This is a genomic window from Bosea sp. RAC05 (assembly GCF_001713455.1).
Lineage (GTDB): Bacteria > Pseudomonadota > Alphaproteobacteria > Rhizobiales > Beijerinckiaceae > Allobosea.
The window spans coordinates 1,607,287-1,631,310 of sequence record NZ_CP016464.1 but is presented as its reverse complement, the minus strand read 5'-3'; the positions used below and the strand labels follow the sequence as shown (position 1 = coordinate 1,631,310).

The following is a 24,024-nucleotide window of genomic DNA, read 5'->3' as shown; positions in this document are numbered from 1 at the left end:
CTCGCTCACTCGGCCGCTGCAGGCGCATCGCGCAATTCGCGCGGCAGCGGGAAGAAGACGTTCTCGTCGGCGGTCGAGACGGTCTCGACGCGGACCTCGTAGCGCTGGGCGAAGGCGTCGATGATCTCCTCGACCAGCACCTCCGGCGCGCTGGCGCCGGCGGTGATGCCGAGCGTGCGGATGGCGCCGAACGCCTCCCAGTCGATCTCGTCGGTGCGCAGCACGAGTCTCGCCACCGGGCAGCCGGCGCGCTCGGCGACCTCGCGCAGGCGCTGCGAATTCGAGGAGTTGGGCGAGCCGACGACGATCAGCGCGTCGACCTGCGGCGCGACGCGCTTGACCGCCTCCTGGCGGTTGGTGGTGGCGTAGCAGATGTCTTCCTTGTGCGGCGCGATCAGCTCCGGGAAGCGCGCCTGCAGCGCCTCGACGATGCCGCGGGTGTCGTCCACCGAAAGCGTCGTCTGCGTGACATAGGCGAGCGGCTGGCCGGCCGGCGGCGTCAGCGCCGCGACATCCTCCAGCGTCTCGATCAGGGTGATCGCGCCCGGCGGCAGCTGGCCCATCGTGCCGATCACCTCGGGGTGGCCGGCATGGCCGACGAGCAGGATGTGGCGCCCGCGCTTGTGGTGCACCTCGGCCTCGCGATGGACCTTGGTGACGAGCGGGCAGGTCGCGTCGATGGCGAAGAGGTTGCGGGCATTGGCCTCCGCCGGCACGGACTTGGCCACGCCATGGGCGGAGAAGATCACGGGCCGCGTCGCGTCCGGCACTTGAGACAATTCGGAGACGAAGACGGCGCCCTTCCGCTTCAGTGATTCGACCACGTATTTGTTGTGAACGATCTCGTGGCGGACATAGACCGGCGCGCCATGCAGGATCAGCGCCTTCTCGACCGCGTCGATCGCGCGCACGACGCCCGCGCAGAAGCCGCGCGGGGCACAGAGCAGGATATCGAGCGGCGGCTTGGTCACGCGGGGCTCCGATTGGACAGCGGTCTTCTTTCGGCGTGGCGCGGGCGATGTCAAGAAAGGCGGCCGGTATCGAGGGGCGGCGGCGATGGCCCTCGCCTGCCGGCGTAGGACAGCCTAGACAGGGCGGCGCACCACCGCACCCCGTCCCGCCTCGCCGGAGCCAGCCGACGCGACATGCCAGCCGCACGCACTCCCGCACCGACCACCCGCACCCACTCGTGCAACGAGCCTCGCCGGTGAACGTGCGGTCCTCGCCCCAGACGGCCGTCTTCGTCAGCGGGTCGCTGATGGGCCATGTCGCGGTGATGACCGGGACGGGCGCGATCGGCCTGATGGCGATCTTCGTCGTCGATCTGCTCTCGCTGCTCTATGTCTCCTGGCTGGGGCGGCCCGAGGCGACGGCCGGCGTCGGCTTCGCCACGATCGTCCTCTACCTGATGATCTCGATCAATATCGGGCTGATGATCGCGGTCTCGGCGCTGACAGCCAGGGCGCTGGGCGCGGGAGACCGGGCCGGGGCGCGACGGATCGCCGCCTCGACGCTGGTGCTGATGGCACTCGCCGCGCTGGCGCTGACGGCGGTCGCGCTGCCCGCTTTGCCCTGGCTGCTGCGCCTGCTCGGCGCCCATGACGAATCCTACCGCGTGGCGCTCTCCTTCCTGTGGATCGTGCTGCCCTCCAACGCCCTGATGGCGGTCGGCATGGGGCTGTCGGGCGTGCTGCGCGCCGTGGGTGACGCCCGCCGCGCCATGTTCGTCACGCTCGGCGGTGGCCTCGTCACCGCCGGACTCGACCCGCTGCTGATCTTCGGCCTCGGGCTGGGGCCGGACGGCGCGGCCTGGGCGATCGTGATCTCACGCATCGTCATCGTCGCGACCGGGCTGCACGGGGCGGTGCGGGTCCACGACATGGTCGCACGGCCGAGCCTGGCCGGTGTGCGCCGTGACAGCGCGAGCACCTTCGCCATCGCGGGGCCGGCGATCCTGACCAATCTGTCCAACCCGATCGCCAATGCCGTCTTCGCCGGTGTCTTCGCCCGCTTCGGCGACAGTGCGATGGCGGCGCTGGCGATCATGGACCGGCTGGTGCCGGTCGCCTTCGGCGTGCTGTTTGCGCTGACCGGCGCGGTCGGGCCGATCCTGGCGCAGAACTGGGGTGCCGGGCGCTTCGACCGGATGCGCGCCGGGCTGACCGCCTCGGTGCAGTTCGCGATCGGCTGCGTCGTGGTCTCGGGGGCGGTGCTGGCGCTGGCACGCGGGCCGATCGCGGACGCCTTCGGTGCGACCGGGCTGACGGCCGAGCTGCTCACCTTCTTCTGCCTCGTCGCCGGGCCGATGTGGGTGTTCGTCGGCCTGCTCTTCGTCGCCAACGCCGCCTTCAACAATCTCGGCATGCCGCTGCTGTCGACGCTGTTCAGCTGGGGCCGCGCGACGCTGGGCACGATCCCGCTGGCCTGGCTCGGCGCGCACTATGCCGGGCCGAAGGGCGCGCTCGTCGGCTCGGCGCTCGGCGCTATTGTCTTCGGCGTGCTCGCGCTGGTCTTCGCCTATCGCGGCATCACCCGGCTGGAGCGGAAGGCGAACGGCGGCTGAACCCGAGCCGGCCGCGGCTTGCCTCGCCCCCCCGCCCTGTTATCGTCGGAGCCTTCAGGCGGCGACAGACCGCGCAGCAGCCCAAGGCCAAGCCATGATGAACCTGTTCGAGATGATGCAGCAGGCCCAGAACGGCCAGGCCATGCAGAACATCGCCCGGCAATACGGGCTGAGCCCGCAGCAGACGCAGGCCGCGATCGACGCCCTGCTGCCCGCCTTCTCGATGGGCCTGCAGCGGCAGACGCAGGACCCCTACGCCTTCGGTTCCCTGGCCCAGATGATGACCGCCTCGCCCTTCGGCCGCATCTTCGATGCGAATGGCGACGGCATTCCCGACAATGCCCGCAGCGCCGGCACGGATGTCCTGAGCCAGCTCTTCGGCTCGAAGGAGGTCAGCAATGCGGTGGCGGCCCAGGCGGCGGCGACCAGCGGCGTCGGCCAGGCCGTGCTGAAGCAGATGCTGCCGGTCATCGCGGCGATGGTGATGGGCGGCCTGACCAAATCGATGCAGAGCAACGGTCTCGGCGGCATTCTCGGCCAGTTCTCCGAGATGATGCGCGGCCAGATGCCGGGCATGCAGCCGGCTCCGGCCCCGCAGTCGGCGAACCCGGCAAACCCGCTCGAGGCGATTCTGGGCAGCCTTTTCGGGAACGGCCAGGCGCCCGCCGGCGGGCAGACGCAGGGCGGCGGGCCCTTCGGCGGCGGCCAGATGCCGGGCGGGCAGATGGGCATGGACCAGATGGGCGGGATGTTCGGCCAGATCCTGACCGGCATGCTGGGTGGCGCGCAGGCCCAGCCCGAGCCGGAGCGGCGTGCAGCGCGCCCGGCGCCGGAGCCCGAACCGCAGGACGCGGCGCCTTCCGCCGGCGCGGGGCCCGGCGCCATCGGCCTCGACGCCCTCAACCAGATGTTCGAGACCGGGCGTCAGGTGCAGGACAGCCATCAGGAGGCGATGAAGTCGATCTTCGACACGATGTTCGGCGGGCCGGGCCGGCGCTGACCGCCCGACATGAAAAAGGGCGGAGGCACGAAGCCTCCGCCCGCAGTTACGCGCAGCCCCAAGGGGTCAGGCGCTGCACGCAATCTGATCGGACGCCGGAGCACGCCGCGCGGGCGCCGCCGGCGCGGGCCGGGCGGACACGACCGGCTGGGCCGGGGCGACCCGCTCCGCCTGCTGGAGCGCGGCCTGGCGGCGCAGCGAGGCGACGCCGTGACGGGCGCTGGAGCGCTCGGCGAGGATGAGCGAGGGATCCGACAGCCAGGAGACCGAGAGGGCACCGTCGAGATCGGAGCGGACGAGCCCGATGTCCTTGAGGGCGCGCTCGTCGAGTTCGCCCAGGCGCATCACCTCTCGGCGATGGATCAGGGCTTTCACGATGGCATTCACCGGCTTGAGCGTGAGGGTCACGACACGCGTGGCACCGGCCGAGACGGACGAGAGCGACTTCGTGGCGAATGTCATGAGCAACATGACGGCCTCCTGTGGACGGGCGACGGTGAACACCTCTGTCCTGCCTGGACGCGCCGTTGGCAGGACCGGATGGTGAAAGCAGATTAGCTTTCCGCTGGTCATCAGCCAAACGAATGCTTATGATCCTTGACAACACGGATATTGATGGACCGACCGCGAGGCTTCTCCATGGCTCATGTGCTCGATGCCGACCAGCTCAAGACCTTCGTGGCGATCGCCGATACCGGCTCCTTCACCCGCGCGGCCGAGATCGTGTTCAAGACACAGTCGGCGGTGTCGATGCAGATGAAGCGGCTGGAGGAGCGCGTCGGGCGGCCCCTGTTCGGGCGTGACGGGCGCCATGCCAAGCTGACCGAGGATGGCGAGCGGCTGCTCGACTATGCCCGGCGGATCGTGCGGCTGAACCTCGAATGCGTCGCGAGCTTCACCGATGCCGACCTCAAGGGGCGCATCCGGCTCGGCGTGCCCGACGACTATGCCGACCGCTACCTGCCGGAGATCCTGGCGCGCTTCGCCCGCTCCAACCCGCGGGCCGAGGTCACGGTCGTCTGCGAGCCGACGCCGATGCTGGCCGAGCGGATCGCCACCGGCGACATCGACCTCGCCATCATCACCCATGTCGAGAGCCGCGGACAGGGCGAGATCATCCGGATCGAGCCGCTGCTCTGGGTCACCTCAGCCCGGCATGGCGTGCATGAGGAAGACCCGCTGCCGCTGGCGCTGGGCCGGCCCAACTGCAACTGGCGCCAGGCGGCGGTCGACGCGCTGGAGAACAAGGGGCGGCGCTTCCGCGTGCTCTATGCGAGCTGGAACTCGACCGCGGTCGGCGCCGCCGTCGTCGCGGGGCTCGCCGTCTCCGTCCTGCCCGAGAGCGCCGTCAGGCCGGGCATGCGGATTCTGGGACCGGGGGAAGGCTTCGCGACGCTGCCCTCGTGCAAGATCGGACTGCTGCGCACGCGTTTCGACCCCTCGGTGCTGTCGAACGCACTGGCCGAGCACATCATCCAGAGCCTGGACAATCTGGCGAGCTTCAAGACGGCGGCGGAGTAGGTCGACGGGTCGGATACCGGCCGACGAAGACGAGAACGGGTGGCGGCTACTTCAGCCCGCCCATGACCCGCCCGGTCAGCTCGCCGACATTGCCGCCGATCTGGGTGATCGTCGCGATCGTCGCCACCGACATCAAGGCGGCGATGAAGCCATATTCGATGGCCGTGGCACCGCGTTGGTCCCGACCAAAATCAGCAAGAAGGGCGAGCAGCGTTTTCATGGGACTGGACGCTAGCGGATAATCGCGGCCAAATCGTTAATCCGATCACTGCAATGCCGATAAAGGGCGATTTCTCGCCCGAAGCCGCGCACTACAGCCTGAAATCCTCGAAGAGCGGCTCGATCCGGCCCTTCCAGGCGCCGCGATAGCGCTCCACCAGATCCTGCGCGAGGACCTTGTCGGCGGCGACCATGGCGTCGAGCGGATCGAGGAAGCCGGTCTCGTCGGCGCCGTTGCCGTCGTGCCGCGCGCGGCGGGCGAGCCCGGCCCGCGACAGGACGAGCACCTCGCGCGCGATCTCGCGCAGGCTGCGGCCGGCGACGGTCGCGGCGAGCCCCTGAACGGGAACTGCATCGCGCAGCCCCTGGCGATCCGCCTCGCTCCAGCCCTTGACGAGATCCCAGGCGGCATCGAGCGACGCCTGGTCGTAGAGCAGCCCGACCCAGAAGGCGGGCAGCGCATTCAGCAGTTCCGGCGGGCCGGCATCGGCGCCGCGCATCTCGAGGAAGCGCTTCAGGCGGGCCTCCGGGAAAAGCGTGCCGAGGTGATTGGCCCAGTCCGAGATCGTCGCCGTCACACCGGGCAGCTGCGGCAGGCGACCGGCCATCAGATCGCGGAAGGAGGCACCCGCGACGTCGTGATAGGTGTCGCCGCGCTTGACGAAATACAGCGGCACGTCGAGCGCCCAGTCGACATAGGCCTCGTAGGACATCGCCTCGTCGAAGGCGAAGGCGAGCATGCCCGAGCGGGCCTTGTCGGTGTCGCGCCAGATTTCCGAGCGCATCGACTGGAAGCCGTTGAGCTGCCCCTCCGAGAAGGGGGAGGACGCAAACAGGGCCGTGGCCAGCGGCTGCAGGGCCAGCGCCACGCGCAGCTTCCTGACCATGTCGGCCTCGGTCGCGAAATCGAGGTTCACCTGGACCGTACAGGTGCGGAACATCATGTCGAGGCCGCGCGAGCCGACCTTCGGCATGTAGTCGGCCATGATCCTGTAGCGGCTCTTGGGCATCATCGGCGTCTGCGCCCGCGTCCAGAGCGGCGAATGGCCGAGCGAGACGAAGCCGATGCCATGGACCTCGGCGATCGCCTTGAGATCGTCGAGATGGCCGGCGAGTTCCGCCGCGGTCTGGTGCAGCGTCTCGACCGGGGCGCCCGACAGCTCGAACTGGCCGCCCGGCTCCAGCGAGATCGCGCCGCCGCCATCGGGACCGGCGAGGCCGATGACATGGCCGGCGTCGACGATCGGCTCCCAGCCGAGTTTGCCCTGCATCCCCTCCAGCAGATGACGAATGCCGCCCGCGGCGGGGCGTCCGCCTGCGGCCGGGCGCCCCTCATAGGGCACCGGGGACAGGTCATCCCGGTAGAACGGGAACTTCTCGTGCTCGGTGCCGAGCCGGAAGGCCGAGGGCGGTTTCTCCCCGGCGGCGATCCAGGACATCAGTTCGGTCTTGGACCCGATCGGGGTCGAATCGGACAGGTCGCGAGCCATGGGTGCTCCGGCAGAACAACAGGACGGCCAGGCTCGCCGCGCCGGTCTGGCATGGCGGATCTCAGGCTCCGGGTGCGCCAGACATAGGCGAGGCGCGAACCCGCGACAACGACCTGTCCTGCGCATTCGCGCGGGGGCGCCGCACCTCCGGCGCAGGGCTCCCCGCGGGTTCAGGCCGTGCCGGGCCCGTCTTGCGTTCCCCGTCCCCAGCCGGTCCGGTCGAGCCGGGTCTCGGATGCGATCCAGTCGATCACGGCGGCGAGGCCCGCCGCCGGTCCGCCGGCGCGGGCGCGCGCCTCCTCATAGACCGCGAGCTGGACGTCCGCGCTCGTGCCCTGCGCTGCGATCGCGCGGCAGGCCTCCAGCTCGGCGGCGCAGTCCAGCGCCTGCGCGTCCTCGGCGAGGCGCGCGACGAGGTCCTCCAGCAGGCTCGGCACGCTGCGCATGCCGCGGCTGGCCTCGTCGACCAGTCCGCCATGGATGCCGTAGCGCTGCGCGCGCCAGAGGTTCTCCGCCGCGATCGCCCGCGAGGCGGCGGTCAGGTCGCGGTTGAGCGCCGGCCGCAGCAGCAAGTGGCGGACGAGGCAGCGATAGAGCGCGGCGATGGCGAGCGTGTCGTCGAGACGCGTGCAACTGTCCGCGATCCGCAATTCAAGCGTCGGATGCCGGTCCGACGGGCGGATCGCCCACCAGAGATAGCTCGCATCCTTGATCGCGCCGGCTGCGACCATGGTGTCGACATAGGCGCGGTAATCCGCGGGATCGGCGAAGAGATCGGGGAGGCCCGTTCGCGGCAGCTCGCCATAGGCCGCGAGGCGGTAGCCCATGAGCCCGGTCCGGCGGCCCTGCCAGAAGGGCGAGGAGGTCGAGAGCGCCAGCAGCAGCGGCAGGAACGGCATGATGCGGGCCATCAGCCGGATGCGCTCGTCCTCGTCCGCCACCTCGACATGGACATGCAGCCCGCAGAGCTGGTTGCGGCTGCCCAGCATCTGCAGATCGCGCATGAGGGCATCATAACGGGAGGCGTCGGTCGCGTGCTGGCGCGACCAGGCGGCGCTGGGATGGGTTCCGCAGGCCAGAAGCAGCATGTCGTGCTCGAGCGCCAGGCCGGCCAGCCCCGTGCGCAGCGTCATCAGGGCCCGGCGCGCTTGCGCCATCGAGCTGCAGACCGGCGTCGCCACCTCGATCTGCGACTGCAGCATCTCGCGCTGCACTTCGTCCGGAAAGGCTTCTTGAGCGGCCGCGATGAAGGCGGGCGAGACCTTGCGCACGATCCCGCGGCTGGCCGCATCGGACAGAAAGTACTCTTCCTCGATGCCGAAGCGGCAGCTGGCGTCCATGCTCTCATCCTCGTCGCTCGGGGGGCGTGGCTCGCCAGCGCCCGGCAGCGACGAATCGCACACCCGCCAGCGGCAAGATCAGCGCGCCAGACTGCCCTCGATTGAGTCGAGAATGCGTCCCGCCCCGTCCGAACGCGGAACGCAGCCCCCCGCTCCGATCTCAGCGCGGCCAGTCGCCCCGGATGGCCTGCACCAGGGCGAGCGCGGCGACCGCCGCGGTGTCGGCGCGCAGGATCCGCGGGCCGAGCGAGATCGGCAGCGTGCCGGGACGCGCCAGAATGCGCTGCCGCTCGCCCTCGTCGAAGCCACCCTCGGGGCCGATCAGCACGGCGAGCGGGCCGGGCTGCGCCTGAGCCAGGGCCGCCACGGGGCTCGCCTGCGCCATCGCCTCGTCGCAGAAGACCAGCAGCCGCTCCGGCTCCAGCGCCTCGAGCGCGGCCTCGAGCGGGCGCTCGGCCCGGATCTCGGGCAGGCTGAGGATGCCGCATTGCTCGGCCGCCTCGACCGCATTGGCGCGCATGCGGTCGAGATTGAGGCGCGAGACCTGGGTGCGGCGGGTGAGCACGGGCTGGATCACGCCGGCCCCCATCTCGACCGCCTTCTGGGCCATGTAGTCGAGCCGCGCATGTTTGAGCGGGGCGAAGAGATAGTGCAGATCCGGCGCCGGCGGCTGCGGCCTGGTCTGCCTGACGAGGGTGAGGCTCGCCTGCTTGCGCCCCTCGACCGAGATGGCGGCGAGCCATTCGCCGTCGCGACCGTTGAAGACGAGGACGGTGTCGTCCTGCTTCATGCGCAGGACGGACAAAAGGTAATTCGCCTGCTCGCGCTCGAGGGGAAGGCGGGCGCCCTGCGCGAGCGCGGGCTCCAGAAACAGCCGGTGGCGGGCGAAATCGGGGATGGGCATCGGTTCGAGCGCTTTCGTCGCAGCAGGCGTCCTGGCCCCTCGCCGCAGCCGAACCGGCCGCACCAACGCCAAAACCGCCACATTCGCGGAGTATCGGCACGGTTGCGTGGCGAGGGCCCCGTGCCGGCACGGCGCGCAAAGGACCTTGGCGCTAACACGGGCTTGCTGTTAAGGAAACCGCGAGGGCTTGTCGCCCGCGCAGGATGTGGAGCGGAAACGAGATGCGGCGCAGGATGGCTTCCGGATTGATCGCGACGATGGGCCTCGCGGCGGCCGCGCTCATCGATGCCGCCCCCGCCCGCGCGCAGGCCTCGGGCTGCGAGAAGATGCAGACGCTGCTCCAGGAGCGGCAGTCGCTCGTCGCCTCGCTCAATGCGGCGCAGAAATCCAAGCGCAAGCTGACCCCGCAACAGGCCTGCAGCACGATGAACCGGCTCGTCAGCAATGGCGCGAACACGGTCAAGTTCGCGACGGACAACCAGGACTGGTGCCAGATTCCGCCCTCCTTCATCGAGGGCATGAAGGCCGACAACCAGAAGGCGGCGACCGTCCGCACCCAGGCCTGCAACGCGGTGAAGCAGCAGGCCGAGATGATGCGCCGCGCCCAGCAGCAGGCGCAGGGCGCGGGCAACCCCTTCGCCGGCGGCGACGCGATCACCGGCGGCGGCATGCGCATTCCGCAGGGCGCGCTCTGAGCCGGGCCTGCTTTCGCCATGTCGGTTCCGGCGCCCGGGCAGCCCCTCACGCCCCCTGAGACGCCGCCCCCGGACGCTCCCCTGCCCGATGCCCTGACCGGGCATTGGGTCGATACGCGCGCACCGCGTCGGCTGCGGTCCTTTCTCAAGCTCGCCCGGATCGAACGGCCGATCGGCTGGCAGCTCCTGCTGCTGCCGTGCTGGTGGGCGGCGGGCCTGGCCGCGATCGCCTCGGGATCGCCCTTCCCGAACCCCTGGCATTGCCTGCTCTTCCTGATCGGCGCCGTCGTGATGCGGGGCGCAGGCTGCACCTTCAACGACATCGTCGACCGCAAGCTCGACGCGCAGGTGGCGCGGACGCGCGGCCGCCCCCTGCCCTCGGGCCAGGTCACGCCCAAGGCCGCCGCGCTGTTCATGGTGGGGCTGTCCTTCGTCGGGCTGGCGGTGCTGCTGCAGTTCAACCGCTTCACCATCGCCGCCGGCATCGCCTCACTGGCGATCGTCGCGATCTACCCGTTCATGAAGCGGATCACCAACATGCCCCAGTTCGTGCTGGGGCTGGCCTTTTCCTGGGGCGGGCTGCTCGGCTGGAGCGCCGTCTTCGGGCGGCTCGATGCGCCGGCCTTCCTGATCTATGCGGCGGCGGTCGTCTGGACCGTCGGCTACGACACGATCTACGCGATGCAGGACATCGAGGACGACGTCATCGCCGGCATCAAGTCGAGCGCGCGCTATTTCGGCGCGCATGGTCGGGAGGCGATCGCTCTGTGCTTTGCGCTGGCGGTCGTGCTGGCCGGCTCAGCCGCCTGGAGTGCGGGCGGCGGCCCGATCGCCTTCGCCGGGCTTGCCGCCTTCGCGGGCCATCTCGGCTGGCAGGTGTCCAAGCTCAAGGGGGCGAGCGCGCCGGTCGCGCTCTCGCTCTTCCGCTCGAACTGGCATGCCGGCCTGCTGCTGGCGGCGGGCTTTGCGCTCGATGCGCTCGGCCGCCACCTCTTCTGAGGATTTCAGTCCGTCAGCCGCTCTCCGGCGACGACGACCGGCCGCTCGGCGAGCCGGCCGGTCTTGCGGCGCACGAGGAAGCGCGGCCGGCGCCCGTTCAGGAAGGAATGCCGGCGCCTGACGCGGATCGGGCCGAGCGCGAGCGGGCCGATCTGCGGAAACGGCTCCGAAATCTGGCCATCGCTGGTTTCGAGCAGCAGCGTCATGCCGCTCGCGCGGCCGCAGTCGCGCCACAGCGCCACGGCATCGGCCTCGTCCACGGTCGCGACCGTGATCGAGCGGCCGTCACCGGCCGTCAGGGCGAGCTGGAACAGCTGGTCGTCGCCCGTGGCATGGGCCAACCGCAGCGAAACGCCGCGCCATCCGGCCGCGCCGCGCAGGATGCGGACGGAGCCGATCCGCTCGATGCGCGGACCGTCCGGCTGCGCTGGCATCGGATTGCGGGGAACGATCGTCGGGTCGGTCGCGCTGCCGGGAAGCTGCGGCATGAAGCCGAACTCCCCGGCGGCCGGCGTGACTCTGGCCATGGATTTGACGCCTCTCTGTAATCCCTGCTGCTACGGAGTCCTCTGTGAAGACCGGGGCTCTCGTGCTTGCAGGTCGAGATTGCGTCTCAGGCGTCTCCGAGCGCTTAAGCGGTTGGGTTAAAGGAGCGTGTTCGGGCCTTTCGGGGCCTCTGGATGGTCTGTTTCCTGCATGATGCTTGACGGAGTCTTTCGGCCCGCAGGCGCATTTTTCCTTGAAGCGCGCCGCTGCCATCCGTAGGGAACGCGCATGAGCACGCCCCCGCTACCCATCGCACCGGATCTGCTCAGGGCCGTGCGCGAAAGCTGCCTCGAGGCGGGCGCCATCGCCAGCGATCTGTTCCGGCCCGGCGCCAAGACCGCCGCCCGGACCTGGTCCAAGAGTGGCGGCTCTCCGGTCACCGAGGCCGACATCGGCGTCGACACCTTCCTGCGCATCCGGCTCTCCGTGCTGCTGCCGGAAGCCGCCTGGCTCTCGGAGGAGACGGTGGACGACGCGCTGCGGCTGTCGCGCCGCTTCGTCTGGGTCGTCGACCCGATCGACGGCACGCGCGCCTATATGAGCGGCTCGCCGGACTGGGCGGTCTGCGTTGCCCTGCTCGACGAGGGCGAGCCGGTCCTGGGCGTGGTGCACGCGCCGGCGAGCGCGGCGACCTATACGACGCTGCGCGGCGGCGGAGCGCAGAAGAACGGCGCCGCCATCGCCACCTCGCGACTCGGCAGCCTCGGCACCGCCCGGATCGCCGGCCCCAAGCCGATGCTCGACGCGCTGGCGCGGATCGAGCCCTTCGAGCCGGTCGACAAGATTCCCTCGCTCGCGCTCCGGCTCGCGCGGATCGCGGACGGCTCGATCGACGCCGGGCTCATTTCCGCGGATGCGCGCGACTGGGACCTCGCCGCCGCCGATCTGATCCTGCGCGAGGCGGGGGGCACGATGAGCGGCGGCGCGGGCGAGACGGTGGTCTACAACCGGGCGACGCCGGTCCACGGCGTGCTGGTCGCCAGCGGCACCGGGCTATCGGTGCCCCTGCTCTCGGCGATGCAGCGGTTGCGGGACACGCAGCCCCAGCGCCTCTGACATCTTTTTGCGCGTTTTGCAGCGGTGACTGCCCAACCGGCGGCGCTGGGCACTCGCGCCGCGGACAGGGATGGCTTAACTGGTGCCGCGCTGTTCGCGCAGGCAACAGCATGGGCTGGAGGGATCAATGGCGGCGGAACCGGAACAGAAACAGCTTCTTCATCTCGTCTTCGGCGGGGAGCTCAGCTCCCTCGAGGGCGTGACCTTCAAGGACCTCTCCAAGCTCGACGTGGTCGGCGTGTTCCCGAACTATGCGAGCGCCCATACCGCCTGGAAGGCCAAGGCCCAGGCGACCGTCGACCAGGCGCAGACGCGCTATTTCATCGTGCATCTCCACCGCCTGCTCGACCCCGACACCTGAAGGGTTCGACGCCAGCTTCATGGGCTTTTCGATTCTCAAGACGCGCGTGGCGCAGGAAGCGCTCGGCCGCATGCTGGCCGGGTATCTGCGCCTCGTGCAGCGCACCAACCGCTTCGTCGTCGAGCCGGCGGACATCTATGAGCGCGTGCGCCCGGAGCTGCCGCTGATCATCGCGATGTGGCACGGCCAGCACATCATGATTCCGTTCTCGCGACCGGACTGGATGCCGGCCTGCTCGCTGGTCTCGCGCCATGGCGATGGCGGCTTCAACGCGGTCGCGCTGCGCCAGCTCGGCATCGGCGCGATCCGCGGCTCGGGCGCGCTCGGCAAGAAGATCCGCGAGAAGGGTGGCGCCAGCGCCTTCCTCGCCATGCTGAAGCGGCTCAAGGCCGGTGAGACCATGGTGCTGACCGCCGACATCCCCAAGCGCGCCCGCATCGTCGGGCCGGGGATCATCCAGCTCGCGCGGGCCTCCGGGCGCCCGCTGCACCCGATCGCGGTGGTGACGAGCCGGCGCATCGACTTCAAGAGCTGGGACCGGGCCTCGATCGGCCTGCCCTTCGGCCGCGGGGCGATCGTCGTCGGCGAGGCGATCCATGTCGCGCGCGAGGCCGACGAGGCCACCTGCGAGGCGGCGCGGCTGGCGCTGGAAGCCGGCCTCGACGCCGTCCATGCCCGCGCCTATGCGCTGGTCGGTGCGCAGGATCCCGGCGCCGGGCTGCGGCAGGCACGGCTCGCCGCCGAAGGCGCGGCGCCAGGAGCAGCGCCGTGAGCGGCAAGGGCGCGATCCTCTCCGGCTACCGGCTGCTGACCGGCCTGCTCGAGCCGGCGGCGGCGGGGCTGCTGCTCTGGCGTCGTCGCCGCGGCAAGGAGGATCCGACGCGTCTGGCCGAGCGGCGCGGCTATCCGGGCGTGCGCCGGCCGGACCGCCCCCTCGTCTGGCTCCACGGTGCCAGCGTCGGCGAGACCGTGACGCTGCTGCCGCTGGTGGCGCGGCTGCAGAAGCGCGGGCTGACCGTGCTCGTGACCTCCGGCACGGTGACCTCGGCGACGCTTCTGGCGGCACGGCTGCCAGCCGGCGTGATCCACCAGTATCTTCCGCTCGACGTTCCCCGCTACATGCGTCGCTTCCTCGACTACTGGCGGCCTTCGCTCGGGCTGATCTGCGAGTCGGAGATCTGGCCCAATCTCCTGGTCGAGGCGCGTCGACGCGAGGTGCCGCTGGTCCTGGTCAATGCCCGCATGTCCGAGCGCTCCTTCGCGCGCTGGTACAAGGCGCCGCGGACCTCGCGCTTCCTGCTATCCTGCTTCGAATCCTGCCTCGCCCAGTCGCAGGGCGATGCGGAGCGACTGGCGCAGCTCGGCGCGCCGCGCGTCAGCGTCGCCGGCAACCTGAAGTTCGACGTGCCCGCCCCGCCCGCCGACGCCGATACGCTGGCGATCCTCGACGGGCTGACGACGGGGCGTCCGGTCTGGGTCGCCGCCAGCACGCATCCGGGCGAGGAAGAGCAGGTCATCGCCGCCCATCTCGCGATCAAGCCCTACCTGCCCCATCTGCTGACGATCATCGCGCCGCGCCATCCGCAGCGCGGCATCGAGATCGAGGCACTGGCCGAGGCCAACGGCATCGCCCTCGCGCGCCGGGCCGCCGGCCAGATGCCGGAGCGCGACACCGAGCTCTACATCGCCGACACCGTCAACGAACTCGGCCTGTTCTACCGGCTCTCGCAGGTGGCCTATCTCGGCGGCTCGCTGGTGCCGATGATCGGCGGGCACAATCCGATCGAGCCGGCCAAGCTCGGCTGTGCGCTGCTGCACGGCCCCTTCGTCCACAACAACGCCGAGATCTTCGCCGCCTTCGACGCCGGCGGCGGAGCGCGCGAGGTCGCCGATGCGCAGGCGTTGGCCGGAGCGGTGCATCGCTGGCTGAGCGACCCCGCCAGTGCGCGCCAGGCCGCGCGGGCCGCCGCCCAGACCAGCGCCGAACTCGGCGGCGCCCTCAACCGGACGATCCAGGCGCTCGAGCCCCTGCTGATGCGGATGGCGCTCGGCCAGCGCGACGGCGCCGCCTGATGCGGGCGCCCGCCTTCTGGTGGCGGCCGCCTGGCCTGTTCGCCTGGCTGCTCTCCCCGATCGGATGGGTCTATGGCGCGATCACGCTGCGGCGGATGCGGCGGCCGGGCGCCGATTGCGGGGTGCCCGTCATCTGCGTCGGCAACTTCGTCGCCGGCGGTGCCGGCAAGACGCCGACCGCCATCGCGCTCGCCGACATGCTGGCGCAGCGCGGCGAGACGCCCTTCGTCCTGATGCGCGGCTATGGCGGCTCGCTGCGCGGGCCGGTCGAGGTCCATCCGCAGCACCATGCGGCGCGCGCCGTCGGCGACGAGCCGCTCCTGATGGCACGCCATGCCCGCACCGTGGTGGCGCGGGACCGCGTCGCCGGGGCGAGCCTCGCCCGGGCGCTGGGCGCCAGCGTCATCGTGATGGATGACGGCCTGCAGAATCCGAGCCTCTCCAAGCGCTGGCGGCTCGCCGTCGTGGACGGCGCCGCGGGTGTCGGCAACGGCTTGTGCCTGCCCGCGGGGCCCTTGCGCGCGCCGCTCGACGGACAACTCGGCGAAATCGACACGGTGCTCGTCATCGGCCCGGGAGCGGCCGGCGAGGCCGTCGCGGTGGCGGCGGGCCGGCGCGGGATCGCCTGCCTGACCGCGCGGCTCGAGCCGGCGGCCGAGGCCAGCGCCCGGCTGAGCGGGCAACCCGTGCTGGCGGTCTCCGGCATCGGGCGGCCCGACAAGTTCGCTGGGACGCTGCGGGATGCGGGGGCGCGGATCGTGGCCGAGCGCGCCTTTGGCGACCATCATCCCTATACGGCGGACGAGGTCACCGCGATCGTCGCGGAAGCGACCCTCTACGACAGCCTGGTCGCGACGACCGAGAAGGACATGGTCAAGCTCGCACCGCTCTGGCCGGATTCCGAGCGCGGGCGCCTGCTCTGCGTGCCGGTGAGGCTCGTCCTCGACGAGCCGGAGTCGATGGCCGCGCTGGTGGCGGGAGCCGCGGCGGCGCCCTCAGCCCCGGCCGGCGCGGCGCAGCCTTAGCTGGACCGCCTCGGGCGAGGCATAGGCCTCCTGCCAGTCCACCGACCAGTAGCGCAGGTCCTCGAGGCGGATCGGCGCGCCGGTCACCGCGCAGCGGACGAAGCCGCCCGGACGCACGACTCGGAACTCGCCATGGCCGTAATCGAGGGCCGCTTCGGGCCCCGGCATCGGGGGGCGATCGCTCATGTTCATGACGATATATCTAAACCGTTGATCCGCGCACGCAATGCCGGGATAATCCCGTCCCGTGATAGCGCTGCGCCCGACGAAGTCCAGCCTTGTGATTGCCTGCGCCGCGCGCCTCGCCGCGGCGATCGCGGGGCTGTCGCTGCTGGCCGGCGCCGCGCTGGCCGGCGGCTACGAGCGGGTGCGCCTGCCGAGCTATGACGGCGATCTCGACGCCGTGCTCTACCGGCCGAAGGGTCCGGGGCCGTTCCCGGCCGTCGTCGCCCTGCATGGCTGCGGCGGCCTGTTCCGGGAAAGCGGCAAGCTCTCGCTGCGCCATTCCGACTGGGGCGAGCGCCTCGCGGCGGAGGGCTATGTCGTCCTGATGCCGGACAGCTACGGCTCGCGCCGGCTGGGCTCGCAATGCGGCGTCAAGGAGGTCACCGTGCGGGCCAGCCGCGAACGCGTCGCGGATGCGGCCGCCGCGCGGCACTGGCTGCAGGCACGCAGCGACGTCCGACCCGAGCGGATCGCCCTACTCGGCTGGTCCGGCGGCGGCTCCAGCGTGCTGGCCGCCATCCGCAAGGACCGCCGGCCGGCCGACGAGCAGCCGGATTTCGCCAGGGCGATCGCCTTCTATCCGGGCTGCCGGGTGCAGTCCGAGTCGACCAGCTTCATGGCGCGGCTGCCGCTGCTGATGCTCGTCGGTGACGCGGACGACTGGACCCCGCCCGGCCCCTGCGACTATCTCGCCAAGGCCGCGAGAGGCCGCGGCGAGAAGGTCGAGATCGTGATCTATCCGGGCGCGCTGCATGACTTCGACCATCCGCGGCTGGAGGTGAAGGAGCGCAGCGACATCGCCTTCTCCGCGACCGGCACCGGCAAGGCGACAGTCGGCACCAATCCGGAGGCGCGCGAGGATGCGATCAAGCGGGTCAAGGCGTTCCTCAAGGGGCTCTGAGACCGGCCCCGGTCAGAACAGGTCGCCCTGGCCCGCCTTCGGCCCATCACGCCGGGCGGGACGGGCCGGACGGGCGGGCCCCTCCCCACCACCTCCCACGACCACGCCGAAGCGTCCGCCCGCGACCTGCACGCCGAGCGCCTGGCCGGAGCGCAGCTGTGCCGGATCGCGGATCAGGGCGCCGGCCTCGTCGCGCACCAGCGCATAGCCGCGCGCCAGAACCGCGTCGGGGCCGAGCGAGGCGAGCAGCGCAACCGAAGACCGCCAGCGCTCGCGGCGACGCAACAGGCTCTGCGCGAACGCGCGCTGCAGCCGCGCTTCCAGTGCCGGAAGCCGCTCGCCGCGCTGGGCCACGCCGCGGGCCAAGGCCTTTGCTGCACGTTGCTCGAGTTCCTGCAGTCGCCGCCGAGCGTCGACGATGCGTCGGCTCTCGGCGGACAGTGCCGCGTTGCGCGCCTGCGCCAGCACGCGCCCATAGCCTTCGAGCCGGGCCCGAAGCGCCGCGAGCCGCGCCAGCGGCGATTGACGCACGAGGCGCTGGGCGGCGAGGCCAAGCTTCTGTTCGTGCTTGCGGGCGTTGGCTGCGAGCGCCGGGGCGAGCCGGGTCGAGGCGAGATCGAGCCGCTGGCGCGGCCCCGACAGAACGGCTTCCGGCCCCGGCAAAGCACGGGCGAGCGCGCGCAGGTCGCTGCGGCGACGGTCGGAGAGGCGGCGCATCGCACCGGCCTGGCGGCGCGCGAGATCGGCGACGAGGCTCATCAACTCGGCGCGTACCGGCACGACCTTCTCGGCCGCGCCGGTCGGCGTCGGCGCACGCAGATCGGCGGCGTGGTCGATCAGGGTGACGTCGGTCTCGTGGCCGACGGCGGAGACCAGCGGGATCAGCGAGGCGGCCGCCGCGCGCACCACGATCTCCTCGTTGAAGCCCATCAGGTCTTCGAGCGAGCCGCCGCCGCGCGCGACGATGATGACGTCCGGCCGCGGGATGCGCCCGCCCTCGGGCAGGGCGTTGAAGCCGGCGATGGCGGCGGCGACCTCGGCCGCGCTGGTCTCGCCCTGCACCCGCACTGGCCAGACCAGGACATGGCGGGGAAAGCGATCCTCCAGACGGTGCAGGATGTCGCGGATGACGGCGCCGGTCGGCGAGGTGACGACGCCGATGACGCGGGGCAGATAGGGGATGAGCTGCTTGCGCTCCTCCGCAAACAGCCCCTCGGCGGCCAGACGCTTGCGGCGCTCCTCGAGCAGCGCCATCAGCGCGCCGATGCCGGCTGGCTCGATGGAATCGATGATGATCTGGTAGCTCGACTTGCCGGCGAAGGTGGTGATCTTGCCGGTCGCGATGACCTCCAGCCCTTCCTGCGGCCGCGTCTTCAGCCGGCCGAAGACGCCCTTCCAGATCACCGCGTCGATCTTGGCGTTGGCGTCCTTCAGCGAGAAATAGACATGGCCGGAGCCGACGGGCCCGCGATAGCCCGAGATTTCGCCGCGCACGCGCACGAAGCCGAAGGCATCCTCCAGCGTGCGCTTGAGCGCGCCGGAGAGGTCCGAGACCGACCATTCGGGCGTGTTGCCGACGGGCTTGGGCGATTCGCTGTCCATGGCGCGACCATAGCGGCGCCGGCCCGGCCGCAGAAGCGTTGCCGTCGCGTCGCGCGACGGCTATTGCCCACCCGACCCTTTGGCCCACCCAGCCCCGCGGATTGAAACGACGATGAAGATTCTTCTGATCGGATCGGGGGGCCGCGAGCATGCTTTGGCCTGGGCGATCTCGGCCTCGCCGCTCTGCGACCGGCTCTTCATCGCGCCCGGCAACCCCGGCACCGCGCAATGCGGGGAGAATGTCGTCCTCGACATCGCCGACCACGGCGCCGTCGCCTCCTTCTGCAAGCTGCAGGGCATCGGGCTGGTCGTCGTCGGGCCCGAGGGTCCGCTGGTCGCCGGCCTCGCAGACGATCTCGTGGCGGCCGGCCTCAAGGTCTTCGGCCCCTCGAAGACCGCAGCCCAGCTCGAAGGCTCGAAGGCCTTCACCAAGGAACTCTGCGCCGAGTTTGGCATCCCGACTGCCGGTTTCGGCCGCTTCGCGGACGCGGCTTCGGCCAAGGCCTATGTCGCGGCGAAGGGCGCACCGATCGTGATCAAGGCCGACGGGCTCGCCGCCGGCAAGGGCGTGGTGATGGCGGAGACGCTCGATCAGGCGAACGAGGCCATAGACATGATGTTTGGCGGCGGGCTCGGCGCAGCCGGAGCCGAGGTCGTGATCGAGGAGTGGATGATCGGCGAGGAGGCGAGCTTCTTCGCGCTCTGCGACGGGACGAACGCCCTGCCGCTCGCCTCGGCGCAGGACCACAAGCGCGTCGGCGATGGCGACACCGGCCCCAACACCGGCGGCATGGGCGCGTATTCGCCGGCGCCCATCATGACACCCGCCATGGAAGCGCGGGTGATGAAGGAGATCGTCGCGCCGACGCTGGCCGGGATGGCGCAACGCGGGACGCCATTCCAGGGCGTGCTGTTCGCCGGGCTGATGATCACCGCGCAGGGGCCGAAGCTGATCGAGTACAATGTCCGCTTCGGCGATCCCGAATGCGAGGTGCTGATGCCGCGGCTGAGGAGCGACATCGTGCCAGCGCTGCTGGCGGCCTGCGACGGCGTGCTCGACAACATCACACTGCGCTGGTCGGACGAGGCCGCGTTGACAGTGGTGCTGGCCGCGCGCGGCTATCCGGGCAAGCCGGAGACCGGAAGCGTCATCAGGGACATCGACAAGGCGGCGGCGCTCGACGACGTGCTCGTCTTCCATGCCGGCACGAAGCAGAGCGCGACCGATCTCGTCGCCAGCGGCGGGCGCGTGCTCAACGTCGTGGGGCTGGGCAAGACGGTGAGCGAGGCCCAGGCGCGCGCCTATCGCGGCGTCGATGCGATCGACTGGCCGGAGGGCTTCTGCCGCCGCGACATCGGCTGGCAGGCGGTCAAGCGCGAGCGCGAAGGCTGACAAGCGCGGAGCAATCGTTTATATATACAGAGCGCGACTCGATATATACGGAGGCTTCGGTGGCGATCCTGATCAAGGATGCCGAGACGGACCGCATCGTCCGGGAACTCGCGGCGCGCACGGGGCGCACGATCAAGGACGCGGTGCGTTTCGCCGCGGAGCGCGAACTGGCTCAGCTCCCGCGTGGCGAAGCGCGCATCGATCTCGTCAAGCTCGAGGAAACGTTGGCGCGTCTTCGCTCCTATCCGGTGACGGATAACCGGACAGCCGATGAGATCCTCGGCTATGATGAAAATGGACTGCCAGCGTGATCGTCGCCGACAGTTCGGCCATCATCGCGATCGCTTTTGGCGAGCCGGAGGCGGTCCTTTTCCAAAGAGTGCTGGCCGAGACGTCCGACTGTCACTGTTCTGCCGTCACCTTCACTGAATGCGTCATGGTCCTGATCGGCAAACGCGCCGCGACGCCGCTGCACGCAGTGGAGGCCCTCTTCGACGACCTCAAGGTCCGGCCCGCAGTGCTGGATCTGGAGCAAGCCCGCCTTGCGTCTGAGGCCTTCGTTCGCTTCGGCAAGGGCCGCCACCCGGCCAGCCTCAATCTCGGCGACTGCTTCTCCTACGCGCTCGCCAAATCGCTGAATGCACCGCTGCTCTACAAGGGCAATGATTTCAGCCATACCGACATCGTCTCGGCTGCCGCGACCGGAGCCCGCCCATGAGCAATCTCGACAGCCTCTTCCCGGGTTTCTCCGGCCGCTGGATCAGCGGGCCCGTCGGCAAGATCTTCGCCCGTGTCGGCGGCGAGGGGCCGCCGGTCGTGCTGATCCACGGCTTTCCGCAGACCCATGCCGAATGGCACAGGATCGCCGCCGAACTGGCCAGGACCCACACCGTGGTCTGCCCGGATCTGCGCGGCTATGGCTGGTCGATGGCGCCGCATGGCGATGGTGGACGCGAGACCTACACCAAGCGCGCCATGGGCGAGGACATCGTCGCGGTGATGCAGGCGCTCGGGCATCTGCGCTTTTCCGTCGTCGGCCATGACCGCGGGGCGCGCGTCGCCTACCGCCTGGCGCTGGACCATCCCGGCCGCGTCGAGAGGCTGGCGCTGCTCGACATCCTGCCGACGGTCTCGATGTGGGATGGCATGAATGCCGGCCGGGCCATGCAGGTCTATCACTGGACGTTCCTCGCCCAGCCCGAGCCGGTGCCGGAAAACCTGATCAAGGGCGATCCGCTGGGCTGGCTCGACCACACCATCGCGAGCTGGACCCGGGCGAAATCGCTCGCGCTGTTCGACCCGCTGGCGATGCAGGCCTATGGCGAATCCTTCAGCGACCCCGCCCGGATCCATGCCGCCTGCGAGGACTACCGCGCCGGCGCGACCACCGATGTCGAGCATGACCGGGTCGATCTCGCAGCGGGCACCCGCATCCTCTGCCCGACCTTGATCCTGTGGGGCGAGGCCGGCATCCCCGCCAAGGGCGCGAGCCCGCTCGCGATCTGGCGCGAGACCTTCGCACCGCAGGCGGAAGGGACGGCGATCGAAAGCGGCCATTTCCTCCCCGAGGAGAACCCGGAGGCGACCCTGGCGGCGCTCGCGCCCTTCCTGTCGCAGCCCATTGCCTGAAACGGGGCGAAGGGCCAGATCTTGGTGATGCCGCGCAGCCAGCCTCGCTCTTCCGACACGACGCCGCATGACGGAGCCGTGATGCGGCAGCCGAAGCCCGGCCAGCCCGAACTCGCCCTCGTGCTCGGGGCCGGTGGCGCCCGTGGCCTCAGCCATATCCCGGTGCTGGAAGCGCTCGACGAACTCGGCCTGCGCCCGACGCTGATCGCCGGCTGCTCGATGGGCGCGATCATCGGCGCCGCCTATGCCGCCGGACTGTCGGGCCGCGAGCTGCGCGAGCATGTGACCATGGCCTTCCGCGACCGGGCCAAGGTGATCGCGCGGCTGCTCGATGCCCGCGTCGGCAAGTTCACCGACCTGATGCGCGGGCTCGGCAACCCCGTCCTGATCGACGGCGAGCGGATGCTCGACCTGTTCTGGCCCGAGGCCGTGCCGGACCGTTTCGAGGATCTGAAGACGCCCTTCCTGGCGACGGCGACCGATTATCATCTCCATTCCGAGGTTGCGCTGGGCAAGGGCCCGCTGACGCCGGCGGTCGCGGCCTCGCTGGCGATCCCCGGGCTGATCCGGCCGGTCGTGATCGAGGGCCGCGTGCTGATCGACGGTGGCGCGATCAATCCCCTGCCCTATGACCGGCTGATGGCGCCAGGCCGGATCGTCATGGCGGTCGACACCAGTGCGCCCGCCACCATCAGCGAGACCCGGGTTCCGAGCCCGCTGGAGGCGATGCTCGGCGTCAGCCAGATCCTGACGCGGACCATCGTGCAGCGCATGATCGAGCGCCAGCCCCCGGACATCCTGATCCGCGCCGGGGCCGACGGCATCGGCGGGCTCGATTTCTTCAAGGCCAAGGCAATTCTCGACGCTGCCGAGCCGGTGAAGGACGAGGTCAAGCGCAGGCTGGCGCAGGCTCTGGACGCTCGCGGCTGACCGGCTCCGGCGCGTCGCAGACGAAGCCCGGCAGAGCGGCGGCAAGGGCCGCCCGTCCCGCCTGCGTCAGCGTCACCGCGCGGCTGTCCTTGCGACGCAGGACCCAGGCTGTCTCGAAGCAGCGGCAGGCCAGCGCGGCGGCGAGATGCCCCGCGAGATGCGGCCTGCGCTCGCTCCAGTCGAGGCAGGGGAGCAGGAGCGCGCGGCGCGGAGGCCTGTCCGGCAGGACGATCCCGAGCGCGGCGAAGACGCCCTCGCCCGAAGCCGTCAGGCCGTAGCCGCCCTCGGCGACCGTGAGATGCCCGCCCGCCACCAGCGCGTCGTGGATGGCGGTGCCGAGCCGGCCGGCGAAATGGTCGTAGCAGGTGCGCGCCTGGCTCAATTCCGCGCCGACGCGGGCAGGCAGGCGCCGCCCTCCGGTCCCAGCGCCGGCGAGCACCATCAATCCTTCGAGCGCCTGGGCGACCTCGGGACCGGCGAGGCGGTGATAGCGATGGCGGCCCTGCACCGTCACGGCGAGCAGGCCGCCCTGCAGCAGCCGCGCCAGATGCCCGCTGGCGGTCTGCGGGGCGACACCGGCGAGGAAGGCGAGCTCCTTGGCCGTCAGCGCCCGGCCATCAATCAGCGCATGCAGCATGTTGGCGCGCGCGGGATCCCCCATCAGGCTGGCGATCTCGGCGAGGTAGGGGCCGCGCGTGTTCATCGGGGCATGATGCTCCGGCCGGCTCCCCAGGCAAGCGCGAATGCTACGGCGCTCGCCGTAACATCGCGCCGCGACAAGACATGGCGGCAGTGCGACAAGGGCGCATGATCGACAGCGGCCTCATTCTCTTCATCGCGGCGACCTTCCTGCTCGCCGGCTTCGTCAAGGGCGTCATCGGGCTCGGCCTGCCGACGATCGCGGTCGGCATCCTGGGCGTGGTGATGGCGCCGGCCCAGGCGGCCGCGCTGCTGGTCGTGCCCAACCTCGTCACCAATGGCTGGCAGCTCGCGACAGGGCCCGGCCTGCGCCGCTGCGTCGTCCGGTTGTGGCCGATGCTGGCCGGCATCTGCGGCGGCACCTGGCTGGGCGCGGGACTGATCGAGCGGCAGAAGGATGGCTCCGCCACGCTCTGGCTCGGCATCGCGCTGGTGCTCTATGCGCTGGTCGGGCTGAAGGCCGCGAAGCTGCGCGTGCCGGCCGGATTCGAGCGCTGGCTGGGGCCGCTCGTGGGCGTCGCCACCGGCATCGCCACGGCGGCCACCGGCGTCTTCGTGCTGCCGGCCGTGCCCTATCTGCAGGCGCTGGGCCTCGACAAGGACGAACTCGTGCAGGCGCTCGGCCTGTCCTTCCTGGTCTCGACACTGGCTCTGGCGGTCGGACTGCTGCAGGCGGGTGCGCTCGATCCGCGCGTGGCGCTGCAGTCGGGCCTGGCGCTGCTGCCGGCGCTCGCCGGCATGGCGGCCGGAACGGCCATCCGCGCCCGCATCTCGGCGAAGGCCTTCCGGCTCTGCTTCTTCGCCGGGCTGCTCGCGCTCGGCAGCTATCTGGTGCTGCGCGCGGCCGGCTGAC

The 24,024-nt window shown here is 70.7% G+C and carries 27 protein-coding genes; 17 read left to right on the top strand and 10 right to left on the bottom strand.

Features of this window, described 5'->3' with window-relative positions:
* Window positions 1-5 precede the first annotated feature (5 nt).
* Window positions 6-1,025 (bottom strand): 4-hydroxy-3-methylbut-2-enyl diphosphate reductase, encoded by a 1,020-nt coding sequence (gene ispH, locus BSY19_RS11145; protein ID WP_069054229.1) that lies wholly within the window; start codon window positions 1,023-1,025, stop codon window positions 6-8.
* 182 nt (window positions 1,026-1,207) lie between these two features.
* Between ispH and BSY19_RS11140 the strand changes: the two genes are divergently transcribed.
* Window positions 1,208-2,563: an MATE family efflux transporter gene (locus BSY19_RS11140; RefSeq protein ID WP_236840511.1), complete on the top strand. Its 1,356-nt coding sequence runs from the start codon at window positions 1,208-1,210 to the stop codon at window positions 2,561-2,563.
* Window positions 2,564-2,657: 94 nt separating this feature from the next.
* Complete coding sequence (locus BSY19_RS11135; RefSeq protein ID WP_069054227.1) at window positions 2,658-3,563, top strand: DUF937 domain-containing protein; 906 nt, start codon at window positions 2,658-2,660, stop codon at window positions 3,561-3,563.
* 66 nt (window positions 3,564-3,629) lie between these two features.
* Here BSY19_RS11135 and BSY19_RS11130 read toward each other — a convergent pair whose 3' ends face one another.
* Window positions 3,630-4,034 (bottom strand): DUF1127 domain-containing protein, encoded by a 405-nt coding sequence (locus tag BSY19_RS11130; RefSeq protein ID WP_069054226.1) that lies wholly within the window; start codon window positions 4,032-4,034, stop codon window positions 3,630-3,632.
* A gap of 168 nt (window positions 4,035-4,202) precedes the next feature.
* On the opposite strand from BSY19_RS11130, the gene BSY19_RS11125 reads away from it, so the two are divergent.
* The gene (locus BSY19_RS11125; protein ID WP_069054225.1) at window positions 4,203-5,084 is read left to right on the top strand and encodes a LysR substrate-binding domain-containing protein; all 882 of its coding nucleotides are present in this window, start codon (window positions 4,203-4,205) and stop codon (window positions 5,082-5,084) included.
* Window positions 5,085-5,130: 46 nt separating this feature from the next.
* Here the strand turns inward: BSY19_RS11125 and BSY19_RS26985 are convergent, their stop codons facing one another.
* The 4 genes from BSY19_RS26985 to BSY19_RS11110 all read right to left on the bottom strand — a co-directional run bounded on the left by BSY19_RS26985 (window position 5,131) and on the right by BSY19_RS11110 (window position 9,037).
* Window positions 5,131-5,304, bottom strand: coding sequence for a Flp family type IVb pilin (locus BSY19_RS26985; RefSeq protein ID WP_150129580.1), 174 nt, complete (start codon window positions 5,302-5,304; stop codon window positions 5,131-5,133).
* Between the two features lie 91 nt (window positions 5,305-5,395).
* The gene (locus BSY19_RS11120) at window positions 5,396-6,793 is read right to left on the bottom strand and encodes a glutamate--cysteine ligase (protein ID WP_069054224.1); all 1,398 of its coding nucleotides are present in this window, start codon (window positions 6,791-6,793) and stop codon (window positions 5,396-5,398) included.
* 170 nt (window positions 6,794-6,963) lie between these two features.
* The gene (locus BSY19_RS11115; RefSeq protein ID WP_069054223.1) at window positions 6,964-8,133 is read right to left on the bottom strand and encodes a carboxylate-amine ligase; all 1,170 of its coding nucleotides are present in this window, start codon (window positions 8,131-8,133) and stop codon (window positions 6,964-6,966) included.
* A 160-nt stretch (window positions 8,134-8,293) separates the two neighbouring features.
* Window positions 8,294-9,037, bottom strand: coding sequence for a 16S rRNA (uracil(1498)-N(3))-methyltransferase (locus BSY19_RS11110; RefSeq protein ID WP_069054222.1), 744 nt, complete (start codon window positions 9,035-9,037; stop codon window positions 8,294-8,296).
* Between the two features lie 233 nt (window positions 9,038-9,270).
* On the opposite strand from BSY19_RS11110, the gene BSY19_RS11105 reads away from it, so the two are divergent.
* Together BSY19_RS11105 and ubiA are read left to right on the top strand one after the other, a co-directional pair.
* Window positions 9,271-9,732: a hypothetical protein gene (locus BSY19_RS11105; protein WP_069057013.1), complete on the top strand. Its 462-nt coding sequence runs from the start codon at window positions 9,271-9,273 to the stop codon at window positions 9,730-9,732.
* Window positions 9,733-9,750: 18 nt separating this feature from the next.
* Window positions 9,751-10,731: a 4-hydroxybenzoate octaprenyltransferase gene (gene ubiA, locus BSY19_RS11100; RefSeq protein ID WP_083247534.1), complete on the top strand. Its 981-nt coding sequence runs from the start codon at window positions 9,751-9,753 to the stop codon at window positions 10,729-10,731.
* Window positions 10,732-10,736: 5 nt separating this feature from the next.
* Here ubiA and BSY19_RS11095 read toward each other — a convergent pair whose 3' ends face one another.
* Complete coding sequence (locus tag BSY19_RS11095; RefSeq protein WP_083247533.1) at window positions 10,737-11,258, bottom strand: DUF6101 family protein; 522 nt, start codon at window positions 11,256-11,258, stop codon at window positions 10,737-10,739.
* 247 nt (window positions 11,259-11,505) lie between these two features.
* Here BSY19_RS11095 and BSY19_RS11090 point away from each other — a divergent pair, with 247 nt between their 5' ends.
* The 5 genes from BSY19_RS11090 to lpxK all read left to right on the top strand — a co-directional run bounded on the left by BSY19_RS11090 (window position 11,506) and on the right by lpxK (window position 15,792).
* The gene (locus BSY19_RS11090) at window positions 11,506-12,333 is read left to right on the top strand and encodes a 3'(2'),5'-bisphosphate nucleotidase CysQ (protein WP_069054221.1); all 828 of its coding nucleotides are present in this window, start codon (window positions 11,506-11,508) and stop codon (window positions 12,331-12,333) included.
* 127 nt (window positions 12,334-12,460) lie between these two features.
* Window positions 12,461-12,694, top strand: coding sequence for a DUF4170 domain-containing protein (locus BSY19_RS11085; protein WP_069054220.1), 234 nt, complete (start codon window positions 12,461-12,463; stop codon window positions 12,692-12,694).
* A gap of 19 nt (window positions 12,695-12,713) precedes the next feature.
* Window positions 12,714-13,466, top strand: coding sequence for a lysophospholipid acyltransferase family protein (locus tag BSY19_RS11080; protein WP_069054219.1), 753 nt, complete (start codon window positions 12,714-12,716; stop codon window positions 13,464-13,466).
* On the top strand, window positions 13,463-14,767 hold the full coding sequence (locus tag BSY19_RS11075; RefSeq protein ID WP_069054218.1) for a 3-deoxy-D-manno-octulosonic acid transferase: 1,305 nt from the start codon (window positions 13,463-13,465) through the stop codon (window positions 14,765-14,767). The genes BSY19_RS11080 and BSY19_RS11075 overlap by 4 nt, the downstream gene beginning before the upstream one ends.
* Window positions 14,767-15,792: a tetraacyldisaccharide 4'-kinase gene (gene lpxK / locus BSY19_RS11070; protein WP_069054217.1), complete on the top strand. Its 1,026-nt coding sequence runs from the start codon at window positions 14,767-14,769 to the stop codon at window positions 15,790-15,792. The genes BSY19_RS11075 and lpxK overlap by 1 nt, the downstream gene beginning before the upstream one ends.
* Here the strand turns inward: lpxK and BSY19_RS11065 are convergent.
* On the bottom strand, window positions 15,763-15,978 hold the full coding sequence (locus BSY19_RS11065) for a DUF2093 domain-containing protein (protein WP_083247894.1): 216 nt from the start codon (window positions 15,976-15,978) through the stop codon (window positions 15,763-15,765). The genes lpxK and BSY19_RS11065 overlap by 30 nt on opposite strands.
* Window positions 15,979-16,039: 61 nt before the next feature.
* On the opposite strand from BSY19_RS11065, the gene BSY19_RS11060 reads away from it, so the two are divergent.
* Entirely contained in the window at window positions 16,040-16,918 is an 879-nt protein-coding gene (locus BSY19_RS11060) for a dienelactone hydrolase family protein (RefSeq protein WP_236840510.1), read from the top strand.
* A 12-nt stretch (window positions 16,919-16,930) separates the two neighbouring features.
* Here the strand turns inward: BSY19_RS11060 and xseA are convergent, their stop codons facing one another.
* Window positions 16,931-18,520, bottom strand: a complete 1,590-nt coding sequence (gene xseA / locus BSY19_RS11055; RefSeq protein WP_069054215.1) for an exodeoxyribonuclease VII large subunit — start codon at window positions 18,518-18,520, stop codon at window positions 16,931-16,933.
* A 112-nt stretch (window positions 18,521-18,632) separates the two neighbouring features.
* Here xseA and purD point away from each other — a divergent pair, with 112 nt between their 5' ends.
* From purD to BSY19_RS11030, 5 genes are all read left to right on the top strand, one after another.
* The gene (gene purD / locus BSY19_RS11050; RefSeq protein WP_069054214.1) at window positions 18,633-19,913 is read left to right on the top strand and encodes a phosphoribosylamine--glycine ligase; all 1,281 of its coding nucleotides are present in this window, start codon (window positions 18,633-18,635) and stop codon (window positions 19,911-19,913) included.
* Window positions 19,914-19,972: 59 nt separating this feature from the next.
* Window positions 19,973-20,224 carry a type II toxin-antitoxin system VapB family antitoxin gene (locus BSY19_RS11045; RefSeq protein ID WP_069054213.1) on the top strand — a complete coding sequence of 84 codons (252 nt, stop codon included), beginning with the start codon at window positions 19,973-19,975 and terminating at the stop codon, window positions 20,222-20,224.
* Window positions 20,221-20,631, top strand: coding sequence for a type II toxin-antitoxin system VapC family toxin (locus BSY19_RS11040; RefSeq protein WP_069054212.1), 411 nt, complete (start codon window positions 20,221-20,223; stop codon window positions 20,629-20,631). The genes BSY19_RS11045 and BSY19_RS11040 overlap by 4 nt, the downstream gene beginning before the upstream one ends.
* Window positions 20,628-21,542 carry an alpha/beta fold hydrolase gene (locus BSY19_RS11035; protein WP_069054211.1) on the top strand — a complete coding sequence of 305 codons (915 nt, stop codon included), beginning with the start codon at window positions 20,628-20,630 and terminating at the stop codon, window positions 21,540-21,542. The genes BSY19_RS11040 and BSY19_RS11035 overlap by 4 nt, the downstream gene beginning before the upstream one ends.
* An 81-nt stretch (window positions 21,543-21,623) precedes the next feature.
* Window positions 21,624-22,472: a patatin-like phospholipase family protein gene (locus BSY19_RS11030; RefSeq protein ID WP_069057009.1), complete on the top strand. Its 849-nt coding sequence runs from the start codon at window positions 21,624-21,626 to the stop codon at window positions 22,470-22,472.
* On the opposite strand, the gene BSY19_RS11025 is transcribed toward BSY19_RS11030, so the two are convergent.
* Window positions 22,432-23,175 (bottom strand): ArsR/SmtB family transcription factor, encoded by a 744-nt coding sequence (locus BSY19_RS11025; protein WP_069054210.1) that lies wholly within the window; start codon window positions 23,173-23,175, stop codon window positions 22,432-22,434. The genes BSY19_RS11030 and BSY19_RS11025 overlap by 41 nt on opposite strands.
* Before the next feature lie 104 nt (window positions 23,176-23,279).
* Here BSY19_RS11025 and BSY19_RS11020 point away from each other — a divergent pair, with 104 nt between their 5' ends.
* Window positions 23,280-24,023, top strand: a complete 744-nt coding sequence (locus tag BSY19_RS11020) for a sulfite exporter TauE/SafE family protein (protein WP_069054209.1) — start codon at window positions 23,280-23,282, stop codon at window positions 24,021-24,023.
* The last annotated feature ends 1 nt before the right edge of the window (window position 24,024 follow it).